Source organism: Microbacterium hominis, assembly GCF_013282805.1.
Lineage (GTDB): Bacteria > Actinomycetota > Actinomycetes > Actinomycetales > Microbacteriaceae > Microbacterium > Microbacterium hominis_B.
This window is the reverse complement of the sequence record NZ_CP054038.1, coordinates 2,686,305-2,705,729: the sequence shown is the minus strand read 5'-3', so window position 1 is coordinate 2,705,729 and position 19,425 is coordinate 2,686,305. Positions and strand designations below refer to the sequence as shown.

The window sequence follows — 19,425 nt, the reverse complement described above, 5'->3', positions numbered from 1 at the left end:
GGTGTCGAAATCGGGGTGCGCCGTTCGTCGTACCTGCGTACCGTGACCGGAAGGGGTCTCACATGGAATACGCACTGTTCTACGCCGAGGGCGATGACGCACTGCCTTATCGTCCCGAGCTCGACGACATCGGCGACTGGTCTGATCGCTGGGGCGCGCGCGGCGCCCTCGAATTCGGCGAGCGACTCCGGCCGGAGCGCGACGCGACCACCGTGCGGGTGCGCGGCGGCGAGCTTCTGGCCACCGACGGTCCGTTCACCGAGTCGAAGGAGTCGATCGGCGGGTTCGACGTGATCGAGGCGGCCGATCTCGACGAGGCCGTCCGGATCGCCGCCGGGCATCCCGCGGCGACCTTCGGGCGGGTCGAGGTCCGCCCGTTCGTGCAGTGGCCCGACGCCGAGCCCGGCTATCGGGTCGTGCCGCCGGATCTCGCCGATCGTCCGGTGCGGGGCCGCCGGTATCTCATGCTCGTGGTCGCAGGCGACGGCGAGCCGGCGGAGCCGGGCGACGAGAGCGATCCGGAGCGGTGGGTGACGGAGATGGATGCCCGGGGTGCGCGTCTGTTCGGAGATGTGCTCCAGGGTCCGCACGCCGCCACCTTCGTCCGCACCCGGGCGGACGAGGTGCTGCTGGGGGACGGGCCGTTCGCCGAGGCGAAGGAGTGGATCGCCGGGTTCGACCTGCTCGAAGTGGCCGATCTCGCCGAAGCGATCGAGGTGGCCTCGTCGCATCCCATGGCCAGAGGCGGCACGCTGGAGCTGCGGCCGCTGTGGGCGTTCGACGTGCACCAGGACCATGTCGCGCGCGCGGCGCGCGAAGCCCCCGAGCACGATCGGCGCACCGAGATCCCCGCCGCGGCGGCGCTCGCGATGCTCGCGCGGGCCGCCGCTTCCGATGCCCGATGACCGCGCGGTGACCCGCGGGCGCGGGGGCCGCGCCCCCGCGCCCGCGGTCGCCGCGGCCCTCGAGCGCGCGTTCGCGGACGAGTGGGCTCGGGTGGTCGCCACACTCATCCGTGTGACCGGGGACTGGGACGTCGCGGAGGAGGCCGCGGCGGGCGCCTTCGAGCGCGCCGCGACGGCATGGGCGCGCGACGGGATCCCCGATCGGCCCGGGGCCTGGCTCACCACGACCGCGCGCCATCTGGCGCTCGACCGGCTCCGTCGGCGCGCGGTCGAGCGTGAGAAGGTGCAGGACTGGCTCGCCGACGAGAGGACGGCCGGAAGCTTCGACCGGGCGGCCGACCCCGCCGATGCGGCCGACGACGGGGAGCGCGCGCTCGAGGTCGACGACCGGCTCCGGCTCGTGTTCACGTGCGCCCACCCGGCTCTGCCGATGGAGGCCCGCGTCGCGCTCACCCTGCGCACGGTCGCGGGCCTGACGACCGCGGAGATCGCGCGGGCCTACCTCGTGCCCGAGGCGACGATGGCCCAGCGGCTGGTGCGGGCAAAGCGCAGGATCCGCGATACCGGGATCCCGTATCGCGTCCCCGCTGCCGACGTGCTGCCCGAGCGCGTCGACGGGGTGCTGGCCGTGCTCTACCTGGTGCACAACGAGGGGTACGCCGCCTCCTCCGGCGACGGCCTCCTGCGCGTGGACCTGTCCGTCGAGGCGATCCGCCTCGCGCGGCTCGTCGTGGCTCTGGTGCCGGCGTCCGCCGAGGCGAGGGGACTGCTCGCACTGCTCCTGCTGCAGCACGCCCGCGCGTCGGCGCGGGTCGATGCCCACGGCGACCTGGTTCCGCTGGACGGTCAGGACCGATCGCTGTGGGATGCCGCAGCGATCGCCGAGGGGCGCGCCGTGCTCGCGGCGCCGGTGGCGGGGCTGGCGGGGGAGGGGGAGCGCGGGGCGTACCGATTGCAGGCGGAGATCCAGGCGCTGCATGACCAGGCGTCCCGCGCCGCCGACACCGACTGGCGTGCGATCCTCGCCCGGTACGACGAGCTGTTCGCGATCCTGCCCTCCGCCACCGTCGCGATGAACCGCGCCATCGCCCTCGGCATGGCAGCCGGGCCGCGGTACGGTCTGGCGGAGCTCGACGCGCTGGAGCAGGCTGGTCTCCTGCCCGCATCCCACCTGCTGCCCGCGGCCCAGGCGGAGTTCCTCCGGCGCGCGGGTGAGACGGACGCTGCGGCGGCGCGGCTGCGGGTGGCGCGGGATCGCGCCCCGACCGCTCCCGAGCGCCGCCACCTCCAGCGCCGGCTCGACGAGCTCGCCGCGACGGAGTGAGACCCGCGGCAGGGATCAGAGTTCGTCGGAGGGGTGCATCGCCCGCTCCGCGGCATCCGCTCCCGAGGTCGGGTCGCCGGCGTCGGCGGCCGCGCGTGCCGCCGCGATCGCACGCTGTCCGGCGGGCAGCCACACCGCGAGGGCGACGACGACGAACGTGAGCACCCCGGCCGCGACCAGGAGCACCTCGATCGCCACGACATCGGCGAGCGGGCCGAACACCGTCATCCCCAGCGGCATCGCGACCGCCATCACGATGCCGACGAACCCGAACACACGGCCCTGGCGCTCCGGCTCGACCGTCTCCTGCAGCAGCGTCATCGAGGGCGTCGAGAAGAACGGAACGGCCAGCCCGATGAGGAACATGAAGCCGAAGAACATCCAGATGTTCACCGACAGTCCGAGGCCGATCGAGAGTCCGCCGAACACGAGCGACGCCGAGACGATCATCCCGATGCGGCTGCGTGTCGCGAAGAACGCGGCGACGAGGATCCCGCCGAGAGTCATGCCGATGCTGAACGAGATCTCCAGCACGGCCAGGTTGACGACATCCTGCGCTTCGCCCGCCGGGAACGAGCGCACGAGCATGAGAGGGGTGAGGTTCGACGGGGCGACGGTGAGCAGGAAGATGATCGCGAACAGCACCAGGAGCCATCGCACGAAGGCGTGGCTGCCGAGGTAGCGCAGGCCGTCGACCAGGTCGGCGAAGTAGCCGGTTTCGACGTCGGCGGCGCGGCGCACGGCGCGCACCGGTATGAAGGCCAGGAATCCGATCCCGACGAGTGCGGTGACGACGTCGATGAGGAAGATCGGCACCAGGGACGCCGCCGACCCGCCGTTCACCGCCGACGACCACGCGTAGATCGCGCCCGCCCCGGCCGGGGCGAGCAGCGCCATCGCGGACTGGATCGATCCGTTGATGCCGTTGACGCGCATGAGGTGACGCATCGGCACGAGCTGGGGGATGAGCGAGGACACCGCGGGCATCTGGATGCCGGCGCCGGCCGAGCGGATCGCCAGGGCGGCGATGATCACCCACAGCTGGTCGTTGCCGGTGAGGATGACGACGGCGAGCACGAGGGTGGTCGCCGCGATCGCGGCGTCGGCCCCCATGATCAGCAGCTTGCGGTTGTGCCGGTCGGCCCAGACGCCGCCGAAGATCGACACGACCGCCTGGGGGAGAAAACCGAACACCGCGGCAAGCATCATGACGAGGCCCGACTGGAAGGTGATGGTGAGGTACCAGAACACCGCGTACTGCACGAGCATCGAGCCGAGCAGGCTCGTGGTCTGTCCGCTCAGGAACAGCACGACGCCGCGCAGCCAGTGCGGCGGGTCATCGGCCGCCGTCACGGACGCGGGGGTCGGTGCGGAATCGTCGGTCGCGGACACGGATGCCTCCCGTCGTGGTGACAGAGAAAGGGTACTCGCGATATATCGCGAGAGCGACCTGCTCGGGCGATCAGCCGATCGCGTCCAGCAGTGCGCGCGCCCCGTCGCCGAGTGCGGCGATGCGCGCCGCCGCATCGTCGGCGGAGTCTCCGCGCGCGTCGAGGTAGAGCTTGAGCTTGGGCTCGGTGCCGCTGGGCCGCACGATCACCCGCGAGCCGTCGACGAGCCACAGGCGCAGCACATCGCCGGGCGGAAGGTCGTCGACGCCCTCGAGGAGGTCGTCGATCCGGTCCACGCCCACCTCGCCGATCGCACCCGGATGCTCCGCCCGCAGCGCCGCCATGATGCGACCGATCGTCGAGACGTCGTCGACGCGCACTGAGATCTGGTCGCTCGCGAAGAAGCCGAACGTCTCGTCGAACTCGCGAAGGAGGTCGGTGACCGAGCGGCCCTGCCCGCGTGCGTCGGCTGCCATGCCGAGCATCGCGACCGCGGCCGAGATGCCGTCTTTGTCGCGCACCGTCTCGGGGTTGACGAGGTAGCCGAGGGCCTCCTCGAAGCCGTAGATCATCCCCGGCGCGCGGGAGATCCACTTGAAGCCGGTCAGGGTCGCGTGGAAGCCGAGGCCGTAATGCTCGGCCACGGCGGCCAGGCCCGGCGACGACACCAGCGAGCACGCGAGCGACGCCTCCGCGGCATCCATCCCGGTCTCCGCGGCGCGCTGCGCGGCCCGCCAGCCGAGCAGGAGTCCGATCTGGTTGCCGCTGAGCCGGCGCCACCCGCCGTCGGCCTGCTCATCGGGGATGGCGACAGCCAGGCGATCGGCGTCGGGGTCGTTCGCGATGATGAGCTCCGCCCCGGCGGAGCGGGCGGCCTCGAACGAGAGATCCATCGCCCCGGGCTCCTCCGGGTTCGGGAAGGCGACGGTGGGAAAGCCCCCGTCGGGGTCGATCTGGGCGTCGACCGTGACCGGCTGCGGGTAGCCGGCGACCTCGAGGATCCGGGAGAAGGTCTCCCAGCCCACCCCGTGCATGGCGGTGTACACCCAGCGCAGGCCCTCGGCGCCCTCCGGCGCCGGGGCGACCGCCGCCGTCGCATCGATGTAGGCCTCGACCAGCGATTCCGGTGCCGTGGCGAAGGCGAGGGACCGCGGCAGCGCCGAGATGTCGCCGGCGTCGGCCACGCGCTGGATGTGCGCGGCGATCTCCGCGTCGGCGGGAGAGACGATCTGCGAGCCGTCGTCCTCGCCGCCGAGGTAGACCTTGTAGCCGTTGTCGTCGGGCGGGTTGTGGCTGGCGGTCACCATGACGCCGGCGGCGGCATCCATCGCCCGTACGGCGTAGGCGAGCACCGGGGTCGGCAGCAGGCGCGGCAGCAGCACGGCGCGCAGGCCCGCGCCGGCGAACAGTTCCGCCGAGTCGTGCGCGAACACGTCGGAGTTGCGGCGGCCGTCGTAGCCGATCACCACGAGCGGCGCGGTGTCGGGGTCGTCGCCCACTCCGCCCGCCCGCTCGATCACGTACGCGGCGAGCCCCGCGGCCGCCTGGGCGACGAGCACGCGGTTCATGCGGTTGCTGCCGGCGCCGAGGCGCCCGCGCAGCCCTGCCGTGCCGAAGGCCAGGCGCGTCGCGAACCGGTCCTCGAGGTCGGCGAGGGCGTCGGCGTCGCCGACCTCGGCCATCTCGATGAGGGCCCGCAGCTCGGCGCGGGTCTGCCCGTCGGGGTCCTGGGCCAGCCACGCGCGCGCCGCGTCGAGCACGCCCTCGCCCCCCGGCGCGGTCACATCGCCCCGATCACACGCGCCAGCAGCGACGAGATCACCGGCTCGGCCTCGCGGCCGGCGTCGATGACCTCCTGGTGGCTCAGCGGCGTGGTCTGGATGCCGGCCGCCATATTGGTGATCAGCGAGAAGCCCAGGATCTCCATGCCCGACTGGCGTGCGGCGATCGCCTCGAGCGCCGTCGACATGCCGACGATGTGCCCGCCGAGGATCTTCGCCATCTGCACCTCCGCGGGGGTCTCGTACTGGGGGCCGCGGAACTGGCAGTACACGCCCTCGTCGAGGCTCGGATCGATCGTGCGGGCGAGATCGCGCAGCCGCATCGAGTACAGGTCGGTGAGGTCGATGAAGGTCGCGCCCTCCAGCGGCGAGGCGGCGGTGAGGTTCAGGTGGTCGCTGATGAGCACCGGGCGGCCCGGCTGCCACGTGTGCTTGATGCCGCCGGCGCCGTTGGTGAGCACCATCGTCCGCGCGCCGGTGGCGGCCGCCGTGCGAACGCTGTGCACGACGCGGCGCACGCCGTGGCCCTCGTAGAAGTGCGTGCGTGCGCCGATGACGAGCACGTGCTTGCCCCGGGGGGTGCGCACCGAGCGGAGCGTGCCGACGTGGCCTTCCAGCGCCGGCTTGCTGAAGCCGGTGACCTCGGTCGCGGGAAAGGCCGCCACCGTCTCGCCGATGAGCTCTGCGGCCTTGCCCCAGCCGCTGCCGAGGGTGAGGGCGATGTCGTGGTGCTCGACGCCGGTCAGACGCGCGATGTCGGCGGCCGCGGCGGCTGCCACCTCGAACGGATCGGAGGCGGGATCGTCGAGCGGATTGTCGTGGAGGTCGGACATGCCCTCACTCTATGGACGCCGACGCGCCAGGGCCAGAGAGCGCCGACGCACGGTGTGTCGGGGCGGTGTCGGTGCCGGAGCCCGGGGCGTTGGAGAATGGATGCCATGTCCTTGAGCTTCGAGCGCACCCAGAGCGTCGCCATCATCGGCGGCGGACCCGGCGGCTACGAGGCGGCGCTGGCCGCCGCCCAGCTCGGGGCGGAGGTCACGCTCGTCGAGCGGGCCGGGGTCGGCGGCTCGGCCGTGATCACCGACGTCGTGCCCTCCAAGTCGCTCATCGCCACCGCGGACGCCGCCGTGGCCATCTCCGGCGCGAGCGATCTGGGCGTGCAGCTGTTCGCCAAGGGCAAGGAGGGCAAGCCCCTCAAGCCGGAGATCGCGATCAACCTCGCCGCGGTGAACCGCCGCCTGCTCTCCCTCGCGCGCCAGCAGTCCGACGACATGCGCGCCTCGCTCGTCGAGGCGGGGGTGCGCATCATCTCCGGCCACGGCCGCCTCGAGGGCGAGACCGCGGTGGTCGTCTCGACCGGTCCCGGCGGCACCGACTTCGACCGCATCGAGGCCGACACCCTCGTCGTCTCGGTGGGGGCCTCCCCGCGAGAGCTCGCGAGTGCGCAGCCCGACGGGCAGCGCATCCTCACCTGGACGCAGCTGTACGACATGTCGACGCTGCCCGAGCACCTCATCGTGGTCGGCTCCGGCGTCACCGGCGCGGAGTTCGCCGGCGCGTACATGAACCTGGGCGCCAAGGTGACGCTGGTCTCCAGCCGCGATCGGGTGCTGCCGGGTGAGGACTCCGACGCCGCGGCCGTGCTCGAGAAGGTCTTCAAGCGCGGCGGGATGACCCTGCTGTCGAAGTCGCGCGCCGACAAGGTCGAGAACACCGGCGACGGGGTGACGGTGACGCTGTCGGACGGCCGGGTCGTCGAGGGAAGCCACTGCCTCATGGCGGTCGGCTCGATCCCCAACACCGCGGGCATCGGCCTGGAGCAGGCCGGCGTGCAGATGACCGAGTCCGGCCACATCCAGGTCAACCGCGTCGCGCGCACCTCGGTGCCGAACATCTACGCCGCCGGCGACTGCACCACCTTCGTGCCGCTGGCCTCGGTGGCCGCCATGCAGGGCCGCACCGCCGTGTTCCACGCGCTCGGCGACGTCGTCATCCCGCTCGAGCGCCGCCGGATCACGTCGAACATCTTCACCGCGCCCGAGATCGCCACCATCGGCTGGCAGCAGAAGGACATCGAAGACGGCCACATCAACGGCGTCGTGCACAAGCTCCCGCTCGCCGCGAATGCGCGCGCGAAGATGATGGGCACCAAGGACGGCTTCGTGAAGCTCATCGCCCGCGAGGGCAGCGGCACCGTCATCGGCGGCGTCATCGTCGGACCGCGCGCGTCGGAGCTCATCTACCCGATCGCCATCGCCGTCGAGCGGCGCCTCACGGTCGACCAGGTCTCGCGCGTGTTCGCCGTGTACCCGTCGCTGTCGGGCAGCATCACCGACGCCGCCCGTGCGATGCACGTCGTGGACCACAAGGTCTACGGCGGTTGACGCCGGGAAGTGGATGCCGCGCCCGCGGCATCCACTGGCTCGTCGCGCCCCCCGAGCGCCCCGAGGGCGTCAGGAGATGGTGAGGAGCTGGTGGCCGGCGGAGACCGTCGTGCCGGGGTCGGCGCTGATGGCGCCGATCACGCCGTCCTTGTGCGCCTGGATGGGCTGCTCCATCTTCATCGCCTCGAGCACGACCACGAGGTCGCCCTTGACGACCGTCTGGCCCTCCTCGACGGCGACCTTGACCACGGTGGCCTGCATCGGCGACTTGACGGCGTCGCCCGAGGCGCCGGCGATCACGGTGGTCGCGTGCGAGCGGCGCGAGGGCGGCACGGCGGCGGGGCGGCCGACCTGCGGCGTGGAGCTCGCGATGCGATCGGGAAGGCTCACCTCGAGGCGCTTGCCCGCGACCTCGACGACCACCGTGTGGCGGCTCTCCGCCGGCTTCGGTGCGTCGAGCTCGCCGTCCCACGGGTCGATGTCGTTGACGAACTCGGTCTCGATCCAGCGCGTGTAGACGCCGAACACGCCGTCGTCGGCGGTGAAGGCCGCGTCGCGCACCACCTTGCGGTGGAAGGGCAGCACGGTGGGCATGCCGGCGACCTCGAACTCGTCGAGCGCGCGGCGGGCGCGCTGGAGCGCCTCGGCGCGGTCGCGGCCGGTGACGATGATCTTGCCCAGCAGCGAGTCGAACGCGCCCGAGACGGAGTCGCCCGCGGTGACGCCGGAGTCCAGGCGGATGCCAGGACCGCCGAAGGTCTTGAACACGTGGATGTGACCGGGCTGCGGGAGGAAGCCGCGACCGGGGTCCTCGCCGTTGATCCGGAACTCGATCGAGTGGCCCTCGGGCGTCGGGTCGTCGTAGTCGAGGATGCCGCCCTCGGCGATCCGGAACTGCTCGCGCACCAGATCGATGCCCGTGACCTCTTCCGACACCGGGTGCTCCACCTGCAGGCGGGTGTTCACCTCGAGGAAGGAGATCGTGCCGTCGGCGCCGATGAGGAACTCGCACGTGCCCGCGCCGACGTAGCCGACCTCGCGCAGGATCGCCTTGGACGACTCGTAGAGCACGCGATTCTGCTCGTCGCTGAGGAACGGTGCCGGAGCCTCCTCTACCAGCTTCTGGTGGCGGCGCTGCAGCGAGCAGTCGCGCGTGGAGACGACGACGACGTTGCCGTCGGCGTCGGCCAGGCACTGGGTCTCCACGTGCCGCGGCTTGTCGAGGTACTTCTCGACGAAGCACTCGCCACGGCCGAAGGCGGTGATCGCCTCGCGGGTGGCGGACTCGAACAGCTCCGCGACCTCGCCGAGCTCGCGGGCGACCTTGAGGCCGCGTCCGCCGCCGCCGTAGGCCGCCTTGATCGCGATCGGCAGTCCGACCTGCTCGGCGAAGGCGACCACCTCGTCGGCGCCGGCGACGGGGCCGGGGGTGCCCGGCGCCAGCGGCGCGCCGACCTTCTCGGCGACGGCGCGCGCGGTGACCTTGTCGCCGAGCGCCTCGATGGCCTCGGGCGACGGGCCGATCCACACGAGCCCCGCGTCGATGACGGCGCGGGCGAAGTCGGCGTTCTCGGCGAGGAACCCGTACCCCGGGTGCACGGCGTCGGCGCCCGAGCGGCGCGCGACGGAGAGGATCTTCTCGATCGACAGGTACGTCTCGGCGGAGGTCGCGCCGTCGAGGGCGTAGGCCTCGTCGGCCAGACGCACGTGCATCGCGTCGCGATCCTGGTCGGCGTAGAGGGCGACGGAGGCCTTCCCGGCATCGCGGGCGGCGCGGATGACGCGGACGGCGATCTCGCCGCGGTTGGCAACGAGAACCTTGGCGATCTGAGGCATGGATGTCAGCCTACCGACGCGTTTCCCCCGTCCTTTGACTGGTTCGTACAAGAACAGACGAGAAACGTGGGATTCCTACTACAACGACGGCGGGGTGGCGCCGACGGCAGCCGAGGGGCCGTCGAGCGAGGGATCGGTCGTGTTCCACAGCGATGTCCACTCGCCGCCCACCTCGCGCACGAGCCCGCGCAGCGTGGACAGCGACATCCCCACAACGGTCGACGGGTCGCCCTCCACGCGGGTGATGAACGCCCCGCCGAGGCTGTCCACGGTGAAGGCGCCCGCCACGTGGAGGGGTTCGCCCGAGGCCACGTAGGCGTCGATCTCGGCGTCGGAGACGTCGTCGGCGAACGTGACCGATGCGCCCGCCACCGCGTGCACCTCCTGCGGTCTGGTGCCGGGCGCGAGCCGCACGACGGCGTGGCCGGAGTGGAGCACCCCGGTGCGGCCGCGCATCGCGTGCCAGCGGGCGCGGGCGTTCTCGGGGGTGAGCGGCTTGCCGAGCACCTCTCCGCCGATCTCGAACATCGAGTCGCCCCCGATGACGATCCCGTCGAAGTCGGGGATGTCGTCGGCCAGCCGCGCAGCGACATCGGCAGCCTTGCGCCGGGCCAGCAGCAGCACGTGCTCCTGCGGCGACAGGCGCCTCCCCTCGCCGGACTCGACGGCGGCCACCACGGCGTCCTCGTCGACGTCGGGGGCGACCGTGAGCGGCCGGATGCCGAACTGGCCCAGCAGCATGAGCCGGGCGGGAGAGGTCGAAGCGAGGCACACGCGCATGGAACCACCGTAGGCTCGACGCGTGGATTCCGGCGACCTGATCGATCTCGACATCACCGATGTCGCCCACGGCGGCGTGTTCGTCGGCCGTCATGAGGGGCGCGTGGTGTTCGCCCCCGACACCCTGCCCGGCGAGCGGGTGCGCGTGCGGCTGAGCGCGCCCGAGGCGGCGGGTCAGAAGAGGTTCCTGCGGGCCGAGACCCTCGAGGTCGTGGATGCCGCGCCCGGCCGCCGCCCGCACGTGTGGCGTCAGGCCGATATCGACGCGGCCCCCGAGCAGCGCCCCGGCGGCGCGGACTTCGGCCACATCGCGCTGGAGACGCAGCGCGAACTCAAGCACAAGGTGCTGCGGGACGCGCTCGAGCGGATCGGTCGGCTCGAGGTCTCCTCCTCGGTCGAGGCGCCCGCGTCGGCCGACGCCGACGGCCGGCCGCGTGCGGAGTCGCCCGACGGCACGGGATGGCGCACGCGGCTGAGCCTCCACGTCGACGACGACGGCCGCGTCGGCCCGTTCGCCGCCCGCAGCCACCGCGTCATCGAGGTCGAGGACCACCCGCTGGCCACGGCGGCCGTCGAGCGGGCGGCGCTGCGCCTGGGCGGCACCGCACCCGGGCGCGTCGATCTCGTGGAGCCCGGCGACGGGCGGGTACGCGTGCTGCCGCGCCCGACCGAGCAGCGTCGCGGCCGCAGGGGCCCCGCCTCCCGCCCCGCGAAGAACGATCCCGCGCGGGAGGTCGTGACCGAGACGGTCGGGGGCCGCGCCTTCCGCGTCGACGCCGGCGGCTTCTGGCAGGTGCACCGGCTTGCGGCATCCACTCTCGCCCGGGTCGTGACCGAGCAGCTGCAGGCATTCGGCGACGGCGGCGCCGTCGTCGATCCCGACGCGTGGCACCTCGACCTCTACGGCGGGGTGGGGCTGTTCGCCGCGGTGCTCGGCGACCTGGGCGGACCCTCCACCCGCGTGACGAGCGTGGAGTCCGACCCGCGGGCGACCGAGCACGCCGGCGAGAACCTCTCCGAGTGGGTCGGCGCCCGCGCCGAGACGGCGCGTGTGGACCGCTGGATCGGGCAGTTGGCGAACACGGCGTCGGCGGGAGAGCGCGAGCGCCTGTCCCGGGGCGTCGTGCTGCTGGACCCGCCGCGCTCGGGCGCGGGCCGCGAGGTGGTCGAGCAGGTGGCGGGCCTGAATCCCGGCGCCGTCGTGTACGTGGCGTGCGATCCGGTCGCGCTGGCGCGGGACCTCGCGACCTTCCGCACCCGCGGCTACGAGACCGCCCACGTGCGCGCGCTCGACCTGTTCCCGAACTCCCACCACCTCGAAGCGGTCGCCGTGCTGACCGCGGACGGGCGTGGCTAGAGTGGCCGCTATGACCCGGGTCGCGCTGATCGACGACCACGAGTCCGTGCGTCTCGGGCTCGAGGCCGCGTGCGTGCGCGATGGCACGCTGCGGGTCGTCTTCTCCGGCAGCACCGTCACCGAGTTCCTCCACTGGCGCGAGCGTCACGGTGCGGCCCCCGCCGATGTGGTGGTGCTCGATCTCACCCTCGGCGACGGCACCACCGTGACCGAGAACGTCGTGCGTCTGGTCGGGAGCGGCTCCAGCGTCATCATCCACAGCGTCGCCGACCGGCCAGCCGCGGTGCGCGAGGCGCTCGCGGCGGGGGCGGCCGGCGTGGTCAGCAAGGCGTCGCGCATCGACGACGTCATCGCCGCCGTGCGCACCGTCGCGCGGGGCGAGCCGCTGAACAACGTGGAATGGGCCAGCGCCGTCGAGGGTGATCGCGCCTTCGCCGACGCGCAGCTGTCGGCGCGCGAACGCGACGTGCTGCGGCTGTACGCGGCCGGGCTGCCGCTGAAGGCCGTGGCCGATCGCCTCGGGGTCGCGTACTCGACGGCGAAGGAGAACATCACGCGCGTGCGGGTCAAGTACGTCGAGGTCGGGCGTCCGGCGCCGACCAAGGTGGATCTGCTGCGCCGCGCGATGGAGGACGGCATCCTGGCCGACCCGGGCGAGCCGCAGGGAGGCGCTCCGAGTGGCGGGTGAGGTCTCCACGTCGACGATCGACCTCGCGTGGGGCCGCATCTCGCGCACGAACGACGGCCGATCGGCCGGAACGGGCTCGTTCACCCGCACGCGCGTCGAGCGCATCATCTCGGTCGTCGCCGGGCTCGGGTCGCTGGCGCTGGGCACGCAGGCCGTCGTCGTGGCGATCGGCGCCGAGCCGGACCTGTGGCGGGATCCGCTGCTGCTCGCGGTGCTCGGCACCCTCACGCTCATGGTCGTCGCCTGTCTCGTCGGGCGCGGGGTGCGTGCGGCCGCGGGGGCGTTCGCGATCGTGTATCTGATCGCTCTGGTGCTGTGGCCGTTCGAGATCGGCGGCTCGGCACCGGTCTCGACCCAGCCGCCGTGGATCTGGTACCTCGTCAACATCGCCGGGCTCGCCGCCGTGCTCGCCTTCCCGCTGCCGCTGCAGATCGCGTGGGCGATCCTCGCCCCGGTGCTGTTCGGGCTGGTGCGCGTGATCGAGCTCGGCACGTTCGAGCCCGAGGTCGGCATCGCGCTCGCCCTGGACGTCTCGTTCACCCTGATCCTCGGCGGCGTGCTGATCACCCTCGGCTGGCTGTTCCGCTCGGTGGCCGCCGGCGTCGATGACGCCCGGGCGCGCGCCGTCGACTCCTACGCGCGGGCGGCGGCGGTGGATGCTGCGGAGCAGGAGCGCATCGCCGTGTCGGCGCTCATGCACGACAGCGTGCTGGCGGCGCTCATCGCCGCCGAACGCGCCGAGACGCCCCGCGAGCGCACGCTCTGCGTCGCGATGGCCAAGGACGCGCTGCACCGCCTCGCCGCGACCGAGCAGGACGCCGACGAGGAGGGCGGCACCCCGACCGATGCCGCGGCGATCGCCGCCGAGATCGAGAGGGCGGCCCGTGAGATGGGGGTGGTGCTCCGGGTGACGCGTCACAGCGACCCCGGCGCGGCCGAGATCCCGGTGCACGTCGGGCGCGCGCTCACCCTTGCGGCCACCCAGGCGCTGGCCAACGCGGTGCAGCACGCCGGCGCCATCGGACTCGCCGTCGAGGTCGACGGCCTGCGCGGCGGCGTGCGCATCGCCGTGCGCGACGGAGGTGAAGGGTTCGACCTGGATGCGGTGCCCGCCGACCGCCTCGGGATCCGCGCGTCGATCGTGGCCAGGGTCGAGGCGGTGGGCGGTACGGCCCGCGTGACGTCGGGCCCCGGCGGCACGGACGTGCGCCTGTCGTGGCACCGGGTGGGGGAGTCCTGATGGCCCGCGTGATCAGCGTGCGCAACGTGATCGCCGGGCTCGGCCTGGCCTTCACCGCCTATCTCGCCGCGCGAGGGCTGTGGTGGACCGATCCGGTCGATCGCCCGGTGATGATCGTGGCGGCCCTCGTGCTCTATCTCGCCACGACCTGGCTCTGCATCTTCTGGCAGCCCGCGCGGCTTCGACCGCGCGCGGTGCCCGAGAGCGAATCGGCGCTGGGCACCGGCCCCCGCCCGTCGCCGCCCCTGCCGGTCACGGCGGCCGCGCTCGCACTGGCGTGCGCGGCGCTCGTGCCCAGCGCCATCTCGTTCTCGGTGCCCCCCGACGTGCGCACCGCCGCCTTCGCGACCTGGTACCTCGGCGGCATCGGCGCGCTGATGACCATCGTGATGGTGCGCCGCCGCCCGTGGGTGGCGTGGACGGGCACGCTGCTGCTGGGGGTGGCGGCGATGCTCTGGATGGGCGTGGCCGCGGCGCTCCAGCTGGGCCTCGTGGGATCGGTGGTCTGGGTGGCTGTCGCGCAGGTCATGCTCGGGTCCATCGATCGTGCCGCCCGGGACACCTCGCGGCTCGCGCAGCTGCAGCGCGCCGCATCGGCCTGGCAGGCCTCGCACGTCGTGCGCCAGCGCGAGCGCCGCGCCCAGGTGCAGCGCGCGCTCGCGGTGGCCGGCCCCGTGCTCACCCGCACGATCGCCGCGGGCGGTGCGCTCGACGACGACGATCGGCTCGAGGCGCGCCTGGCCGAGGGGCGCCTGCGCGATGAGCTGAGGGGACCGCGCCTGCTCGATGACGAGGTGCGCAGCGAACTCGACCGCGCCCGCCGCCGCGGCGCCAGCGTCACGGTGCTCGACGAGGGCGGGCTCGACGGGCTCGCCGATGCGCAGCTCGACGCGATCCGCGCGCGCCTGGCCGAGACGCTGCGCAGCGCCCGCTCGGACCGGCTGTACATCCGCACCTCGCCGCACGAGAGCGTCGCCGTGACCGTCGTCGGCCGCTCCGCCAGCGGCCCGGGGCTCTCCGACGAGGATGCCGTCGACCTGTGGGAGGAGATCTCCCACGGCGGCGCCTGAGACGGCCCGCCCGCGCCGGTCCACAGGGGCTGCGGGTGCGCCGGCACCGGCTGCGGTTTCGCGCCCGCTCCGTGCCCCGCACGCAGCGGGGGAGAAGACGCGCTCCCCGTCCCGGCGGGGGAGGGGAGCCGGGGCGGGGAGCGGAGAAGGAGAAGGCGAGGGGCGGCGAAGCCGCCCGCCCCTCGCCTGGCGGACCGGTTACCCGAAAACCGTCCGCAGGGGCCGAACCTGAGCTGTCCGCTGAGCGGAGTGCAGGTCAGCCGAACGCGAGATGCGTTCCAGCAAGATCAAGTATTCCGGGCCGCAAGGGATTCGTATGTAGGTATTTTGGGGGACAAATCGGGCCGATTCGGGGGACAAGACCCCCGAATGGGGGACAAGACGGCCGGATCGGTCAGCCGCGCGTCCACCCGAGGTCTCGACGCAGGGGCTGGCGCAGGGCGCGGGCGGAGATCTGCCAGGCGCTGCGCGCCGGCTCATCGTCGGCCACGGCGGTCGCCGCCTCGGTCGCGTAGGCCTCGCTGACCACGGCGATCAGCGCCGCGAGCTCGTCGTCGGTCGGGGCCCCGCGACGCACGTCGATGCGGATGCCGTCGGCCGCGGCATCCACCCCGGGCTCGTCGTGCCCGCTCACAGCGGGATGTTCCCGTGCTTCTTGGGGGGCAGGCTCGCGCGCTTGCCGCGCAGCGCCCGCAGTGCCTTGGCGATCGAGACGCGCGTCTGCGCCGGCTCGATGATGCCGTCGAGCTCGCCGCGCTCGGCGGCCAGGAACGGGGATGCCACGTTGTACGTGTACTCGTTGGCCAGGCGCGTGCGCACGGCCGCCACGTCTTCACCGGCCTCTTCGGCGCGCTTGATCTCGCCGCGGTACAGGATGTTGACGGCGCCCTGGCCGCCCATCACCGCGATCTCCGCCGTCGGCCAGGCGAGGTTGATGTCGGCGCCCAGCTGCTTGGAGCCCATGACGATGTACGCGCCGCCGTAGGCCTTGCGCAGGATCACGGTCACCAGCGGCACGGTGGCCTCGGCGTAGGCGTAGAGGAGCTTCGCGCCGCGGCGGATGACGCCGGTCCACTCCTGATCGGTGCCGGGGAGGTAGCCCGGCACATCGACGAGGGTGACGATCGGGATCGAGAAGGCGTCGCAGAAGCGCACGAAGCGGCTCGCCTTCTCGCCGGCCTCGATGTTGAGGGTGCCCGCCATCTGCGACGGCTGGTTGGCGATGATGCCCACCGAGCGCCCCTCGATGCGTCCGAACCCGATGACGATGTTCGGGGCGAACAGCGGCTGCACCTCGAGGAAGTCCTCGGCGTCGACGATGTGCCGGATCACGTCGTGGATGTCGTACGGCTGGTTGGGCGAGTCGGGGATGATCGCGTTCAGGGTGCGGTCGGCATCGGTCGTCTCGAACTCGAATTCCGTCTCGTAGACGGGGTTCTCCGACATGTTGTTGTCGGGGAGGAAGCCGAGGAGCGTGCGCACGTAGTCGATCGCGTCGTCCTCGTCGTCGGCGAGGTAGTGCGCGACGCCCGAGCGGGTGTTGTGCGTGTGCGCGCCGCCCAGCTCCTCCATCCCGACGTCCTCGCCGGTCACGGTCTTGATCACGTCGGGGCCGGTGACGAACATCTGGCTGGTCTTGTCGACCATGACGACGAAGTCGGTGAGGGCGGGGGAGTACACGGCGCCGCCGGCGGCCGGGCCCATGATGATCGAGATCTGCGGGATGACACCCGACGCGGCGGTGTTCAGGCGGAAGATCTCGCCGTACTTGCCGAGGGCGACGACGCCCTCCTGGATGCGGGCACCGCCGGAGTCGAGCATGCCGACGATCGGGATGCCGCTGCGCAGCGCGAACTCCATCGCCTTGATGATCTTGTCGCCTGCGACCTCGCCCAGCGACCCGCCGAAGGTGGAGAAGTCCTGCGCGTAGACGGCGACGGTGCGGCCGTGGATGGTGCCGATGCCGGTGACGACGGAGTCGCCGTAGGGGCGGGAGCGGTCCATGCCGAACGCGCTCGTGCGGTGGCGGACGTACTCGTCGAGCTCGACGAAGCTGCCGGGGTCGACGAGCAGCTCGATGCGCTCGCGGGCGGTGCCCTTGCCCTTGGCGTGCTGCTTCTGCTGGGCGACGGCCTCGGCGTCGAGGACGGCCTCCTGATAGCGGGCGCGAAGGTCGGCGATCTTGCCGGCGGTCGTGGAGAGGTCGGGCTGATCGGTCACGGATTCCACACTAGCGGCGGCGCGTGCGCGGACCTTGGAGGGTTCGCACAAGCGCTTCGGCATTCCGCTGTCGCACGGCGCGAATGAGTCGTGCCGCGGGGAGGCGAAATCTCATCGGCCGTTCATGTCGTTCGCGCCGCCGCGCGAGTATGGTCGGGGGCACCGTGTCGCTTCCCCTCCGTCTTCGCAGGTCGGCGCCGCTGAGAGCGGTGGCGCTCGCGCTGCCCGTCGCGCTCATCGTGACGGGCCTGATGGCGGCGCCGGCCGCCGCGGATCCCGTCGACGCACCCGCGCCGAGCGCGACGCCCGCTCCGCCGTCGACACCCGCACCCAGCCCGGAGCCGACCGCGACGCCGAGCCCGGAGCCGACGGCCGCGCCGAGTCCGGAGCCGACGGCCGCGCCGAGCCCGGAGCCCACCGTCGTCCCGCCCCCGTTCCGGAGCCGACCGCGACGCCGACCCCCTCGCCCACGCCCACCGCGGAGCCGTCGCCGACACCGACGCCCACTCCCGCCGTCACCCCGGCGCCGGATCCGGGGGTCGACGGGCAGCCGCCGGTCCTCCGGCTCGCCCCGGCGGTGCCCGCCCCGACGACGGCGCGCGTGGCGGGGGCGGACCGCTACGCCACCAGCGTCGCGGCATCCCGGGTCGGCTTCCCCGGCGGGGCGAGCACCGTGCTGGTGACCTCGGGCCTCGCGCCGGTCGACGGGGTGATCGCGGCGGGCATGGCGGCTGCTCTCGGCGCCCCGCTCCTGTACGTGCAGGCCGGCGCCGTGCCCGCCGCGGTGCAGACAGAGCTCCGCCGTCTGGCCCCCGAGGCGATCGTCGTGATCGGCGGAGCCGGCGTGGTCGCCGACCGCACGCTCACGGCCCTCGGCGCCTTCGCCGCCGATGTCCGCCGGTTCGGAGGGGCGGATCGCTACGAGACCTCGCGGGCCGCGCTGGCCGGCCGCGGCGATCAGGTCGACACCGTGTACGTCGCCGGCGGCTCGGCCACCGTCGACCCGCCGCTGGCCTCCACGGCCGCCGCGGCCACCGACCGGGGCGCGCTGCTGGTCGACGGGCGGCGCAGCGCCGCCGATGCCGCCACGATCGACGCGCTCCGCGCCGCCGGGGCCGCCCGGGTCGTGATCGTCGGGGGCCTGGCCACCGTGTCCAGCGCCTTCCAGTCATCGCTTTCGGGCGCGGGCTTCGCCGTGGAGCGCCGGGTGGGCCCGGACCGCAACGCGCAGGCGGTGCTCATGGCGCGCGAGCGCACGGCGCCGGTGGCACGGGCGATCTTCGCGAACTCGTCGTCGATGGCCGACGTCGCCGTCGCCGCGGCGCTGGCCGCCGTCTCACGCCAGCCTCTCCTCTACGCGATCCAGGAGTGCGTGCCCGACGGCACGGCGAGTTACCTCTCGGAGGCGGGAGCCCCGGTCACTGCGGTCGGGGGTGCGGCGCTGCTGGGGGCGAACGTGCTCGCGGGGACCGCGTGCACGACGGTGAAGGCGCGCAGCCAATCGGCGCTGAACACGGCGATCCGAAACGCGATGGGCGGCTATCAGGGCTCCTTCACCGTCACGGTGCGGCAGCTGGGCGGTCTGGGGGTGACGACGAACGTCAACGGCGGCACGCGGCGGGAGCCGGCGAGCATGATGAAGATCTTCGCCGCATGGGCCGCCTTCACGCGCATCGACCAGGGGCGCGCGACCCTGTCGACGCGTCTTCCCTCGGGAGTGCCGCTCGGAGAGTGCGTCAGGGTGATGATCCACGTCTCCGACAACTACTGCCACACCGACATCGTCCATTGGATCGGCATCGCCGAGATCAACCGCATGATCCGGGCCGCCGGATTCCCGAACACCTCGTACGGCTCGGTGCCGAGGGGGACGAGCATCCTGTACGCCGGCAACCTCACCACCACCAACGACCTCACCTCGCTCATGCAGAAGCTCGCGAGCGCGTCGATCCTCAGCAAGCGCTACAGCGACATCATCATCAACCACATGCGCAGCCAGATCTGGCGCTCCCGCATCGCGTCGGGGCTGCCTCCGGGGGTGCCGCAGGCGAGCAAGCCCGGCGCCCTGTGGGTCGCTTCCGGGCTGATGCAGGGCGACACGGCGATCGTCAACGGCCCGCGCGTCACCTACACGGTGTCGATCATCGGCCTGAACCAGCCGCCCCGTGCGGCGCTGGCCGCCATCTCGCGCGCCGTGTACACCCACTTCCACGGCAGCTTCGGCGCGGCCGCGTCGTACCCGGTGCAGCAGATGGTGACCACGAAGCCGGTGGGGCTGAGGAGCTCACCGGGCGGCACGGTGACCGTCGTCGTGCCCGGCGGCACGCCGATCGAGGTGGTCGACGCGAACCGGCTCTGGTACCAGGTGCGCCATAGCGGCCGCCTCCTGTGGGTGTACTACACGGGGCTCCGCAACCGCTGACGCCGCCGGCCGACGCGTCCTAGG

Annotated in this window: 15 protein-coding genes; 8 read left to right on the top strand and 7 right to left on the bottom strand. The window is 72.8% G+C overall.

The window, feature by feature from the left end; translation table 11 throughout:
• The first annotated feature begins 62 nt into the window (after positions 1-62).
• Together HQM25_RS18055 and HQM25_RS12265 are read left to right on the top strand one after the other, a co-directional pair.
• Positions 63-905: a YciI family protein gene (locus HQM25_RS18055; RefSeq protein ID WP_367948271.1), complete on the top strand. Its 843-nt coding sequence runs from the start codon at positions 63-65 to the stop codon at positions 903-905.
• Between the two features lie 7 nt (positions 906-912).
• On the top strand, positions 913-2,229 hold the full coding sequence (locus HQM25_RS12265; RefSeq protein ID WP_254359322.1) for an RNA polymerase sigma factor: 1,317 nt from the start codon (positions 913-915) through the stop codon (positions 2,227-2,229).
• Positions 2,230-2,244: 15 nt separating this feature from the next.
• Here HQM25_RS12265 and HQM25_RS12260 read toward each other — a convergent pair whose 3' ends face one another.
• From HQM25_RS12260 to HQM25_RS12250, 3 genes are all read right to left on the bottom strand, one after another.
• A complete protein-coding gene (locus tag HQM25_RS12260; protein WP_172990487.1) occupies positions 2,245-3,621 on the bottom strand; it encodes an MFS transporter in 1,377 nt (458 codons plus the stop codon).
• Between the two features lie 70 nt (positions 3,622-3,691).
• Complete coding sequence (locus HQM25_RS12255; protein WP_172990486.1) at positions 3,692-5,404, bottom strand: phospho-sugar mutase; 1,713 nt, start codon at positions 5,402-5,404, stop codon at positions 3,692-3,694.
• Positions 5,401-6,234, bottom strand: coding sequence for a purine-nucleoside phosphorylase (locus tag HQM25_RS12250; RefSeq protein WP_172990485.1), 834 nt, complete (start codon positions 6,232-6,234; stop codon positions 5,401-5,403). The genes HQM25_RS12255 and HQM25_RS12250 overlap by 4 nt, the downstream gene beginning before the upstream one ends.
• A 105-nt stretch (positions 6,235-6,339) precedes the next feature.
• Here HQM25_RS12250 and HQM25_RS12245 point away from each other — a divergent pair, with 105 nt between their 5' ends.
• On the top strand, positions 6,340-7,788 hold the full coding sequence (locus HQM25_RS12245) for an NAD(P)H-quinone dehydrogenase (protein ID WP_438803603.1): 1,449 nt from the start codon (positions 6,340-6,342) through the stop codon (positions 7,786-7,788).
• A 69-nt stretch (positions 7,789-7,857) separates the two neighbouring features.
• On the opposite strand, the gene HQM25_RS12240 is transcribed toward HQM25_RS12245, so the two are convergent.
• Both HQM25_RS12240 and HQM25_RS12235 read right to left on the bottom strand, forming a co-directional pair.
• Positions 7,858-9,624 carry an acetyl/propionyl/methylcrotonyl-CoA carboxylase subunit alpha gene (locus tag HQM25_RS12240; RefSeq protein WP_172990483.1) on the bottom strand — a complete coding sequence of 589 codons (1,767 nt, stop codon included), beginning with the start codon at positions 9,622-9,624 and terminating at the stop codon, positions 7,858-7,860.
• A gap of 78 nt (positions 9,625-9,702) precedes the next feature.
• Positions 9,703-10,404, bottom strand: a complete 702-nt coding sequence (locus HQM25_RS12235) for a Maf family protein (RefSeq protein ID WP_172990482.1) — start codon at positions 10,402-10,404, stop codon at positions 9,703-9,705.
• A 22-nt stretch (positions 10,405-10,426) separates the two neighbouring features.
• On the opposite strand from HQM25_RS12235, the gene HQM25_RS12230 reads away from it, so the two are divergent.
• The 4 genes from HQM25_RS12230 to HQM25_RS12215 are packed head-to-tail and all read left to right on the top strand — an operon-like array spanning position 10,427 to position 14,759.
• A complete protein-coding gene (locus tag HQM25_RS12230) occupies positions 10,427-11,761 on the top strand; it encodes a class I SAM-dependent RNA methyltransferase (protein WP_172990481.1) in 1,335 nt (444 codons plus the stop codon).
• 10 nt (positions 11,762-11,771) lie between these two features.
• Positions 11,772-12,449 carry a response regulator transcription factor gene (locus HQM25_RS12225; RefSeq protein WP_172990480.1) on the top strand — a complete coding sequence of 226 codons (678 nt, stop codon included), beginning with the start codon at positions 11,772-11,774 and terminating at the stop codon, positions 12,447-12,449.
• Entirely contained in the window at positions 12,439-13,689 is a 1,251-nt protein-coding gene (locus HQM25_RS12220; protein WP_172990479.1) for a sensor histidine kinase, read from the top strand. Before HQM25_RS12225 ends, HQM25_RS12220 begins: the two co-directional genes overlap by 11 nt.
• Positions 13,689-14,759, top strand: coding sequence for a hypothetical protein (locus HQM25_RS12215; RefSeq protein WP_172990478.1), 1,071 nt, complete (start codon positions 13,689-13,691; stop codon positions 14,757-14,759). The genes HQM25_RS12220 and HQM25_RS12215 overlap by 1 nt, the downstream gene beginning before the upstream one ends.
• Before the next feature lie 394 nt (positions 14,760-15,153).
• Here the strand turns inward: HQM25_RS12215 and HQM25_RS12210 are convergent, their stop codons facing one another.
• Together HQM25_RS12210 and HQM25_RS12205 are read right to left on the bottom strand one after the other, a co-directional pair.
• Positions 15,154-15,393 (bottom strand): acyl-CoA carboxylase subunit epsilon, encoded by a 240-nt coding sequence (locus tag HQM25_RS12210; protein ID WP_254359320.1) that lies wholly within the window; start codon positions 15,391-15,393, stop codon positions 15,154-15,156.
• The gene (locus tag HQM25_RS12205) at positions 15,390-16,979 is read right to left on the bottom strand and encodes an acyl-CoA carboxylase subunit beta (protein ID WP_254359319.1); all 1,590 of its coding nucleotides are present in this window, start codon (positions 16,977-16,979) and stop codon (positions 15,390-15,392) included. The genes HQM25_RS12210 and HQM25_RS12205 overlap by 4 nt, the downstream gene beginning before the upstream one ends.
• A 124-nt stretch (positions 16,980-17,103) precedes the next feature.
• On the opposite strand from HQM25_RS12205, the gene HQM25_RS12200 reads away from it, so the two are divergent.
• Entirely contained in the window at positions 17,104-19,401 is a 2,298-nt protein-coding gene (locus tag HQM25_RS12200) for a serine hydrolase (protein WP_172990476.1), read from the top strand.
• Positions 19,402-19,425: the final 24 nt, after the last annotated feature.

Bases quoted from the DNA above. Each gene is read 5' to 3' on its own strand.
- HQM25_RS12240 (WP_172990483.1), bottom strand. From the start codon at position 9,624: ATGCCTCAGATCGCCAAGGTTCTCGTTGCCAACCGCGGCGAGATCGCC.
- HQM25_RS12225 (WP_172990480.1), top strand. From the start codon at position 11,772: ATGACCCGGGTCGCGCTGATCGACGACCACGAGTCCGTGCGTCTCGGG.
- HQM25_RS12245 (WP_438803603.1), top strand. From the start codon at position 6,340: ATGTCCTTGAGCTTCGAGCGCACCCAGAGCGTCGCCATCATCGGCGGC.
- HQM25_RS12235 (WP_172990482.1), bottom strand. From the start codon at position 10,404: ATGCGCGTGTGCCTCGCTTCGACCTCTCCCGCCCGGCTCATGCTGCTG.
- HQM25_RS12215 (WP_172990478.1), top strand. From the start codon at position 13,689: ATGGCCCGCGTGATCAGCGTGCGCAACGTGATCGCCGGGCTCGGCCTG.
- HQM25_RS12250 (WP_172990485.1), bottom strand. From the start codon at position 6,234: ATGTCCGACCTCCACGACAATCCGCTCGACGATCCCGCCTCCGATCCG.
- HQM25_RS18055 (WP_367948271.1), top strand. From the start codon at position 63: ATGGAATACGCACTGTTCTACGCCGAGGGCGATGACGCACTGCCTTAT.
- HQM25_RS12200 (WP_172990476.1), top strand. From the start codon at position 17,104: ATGTCGTTCGCGCCGCCGCGCGAGTATGGTCGGGGGCACCGTGTCGCT.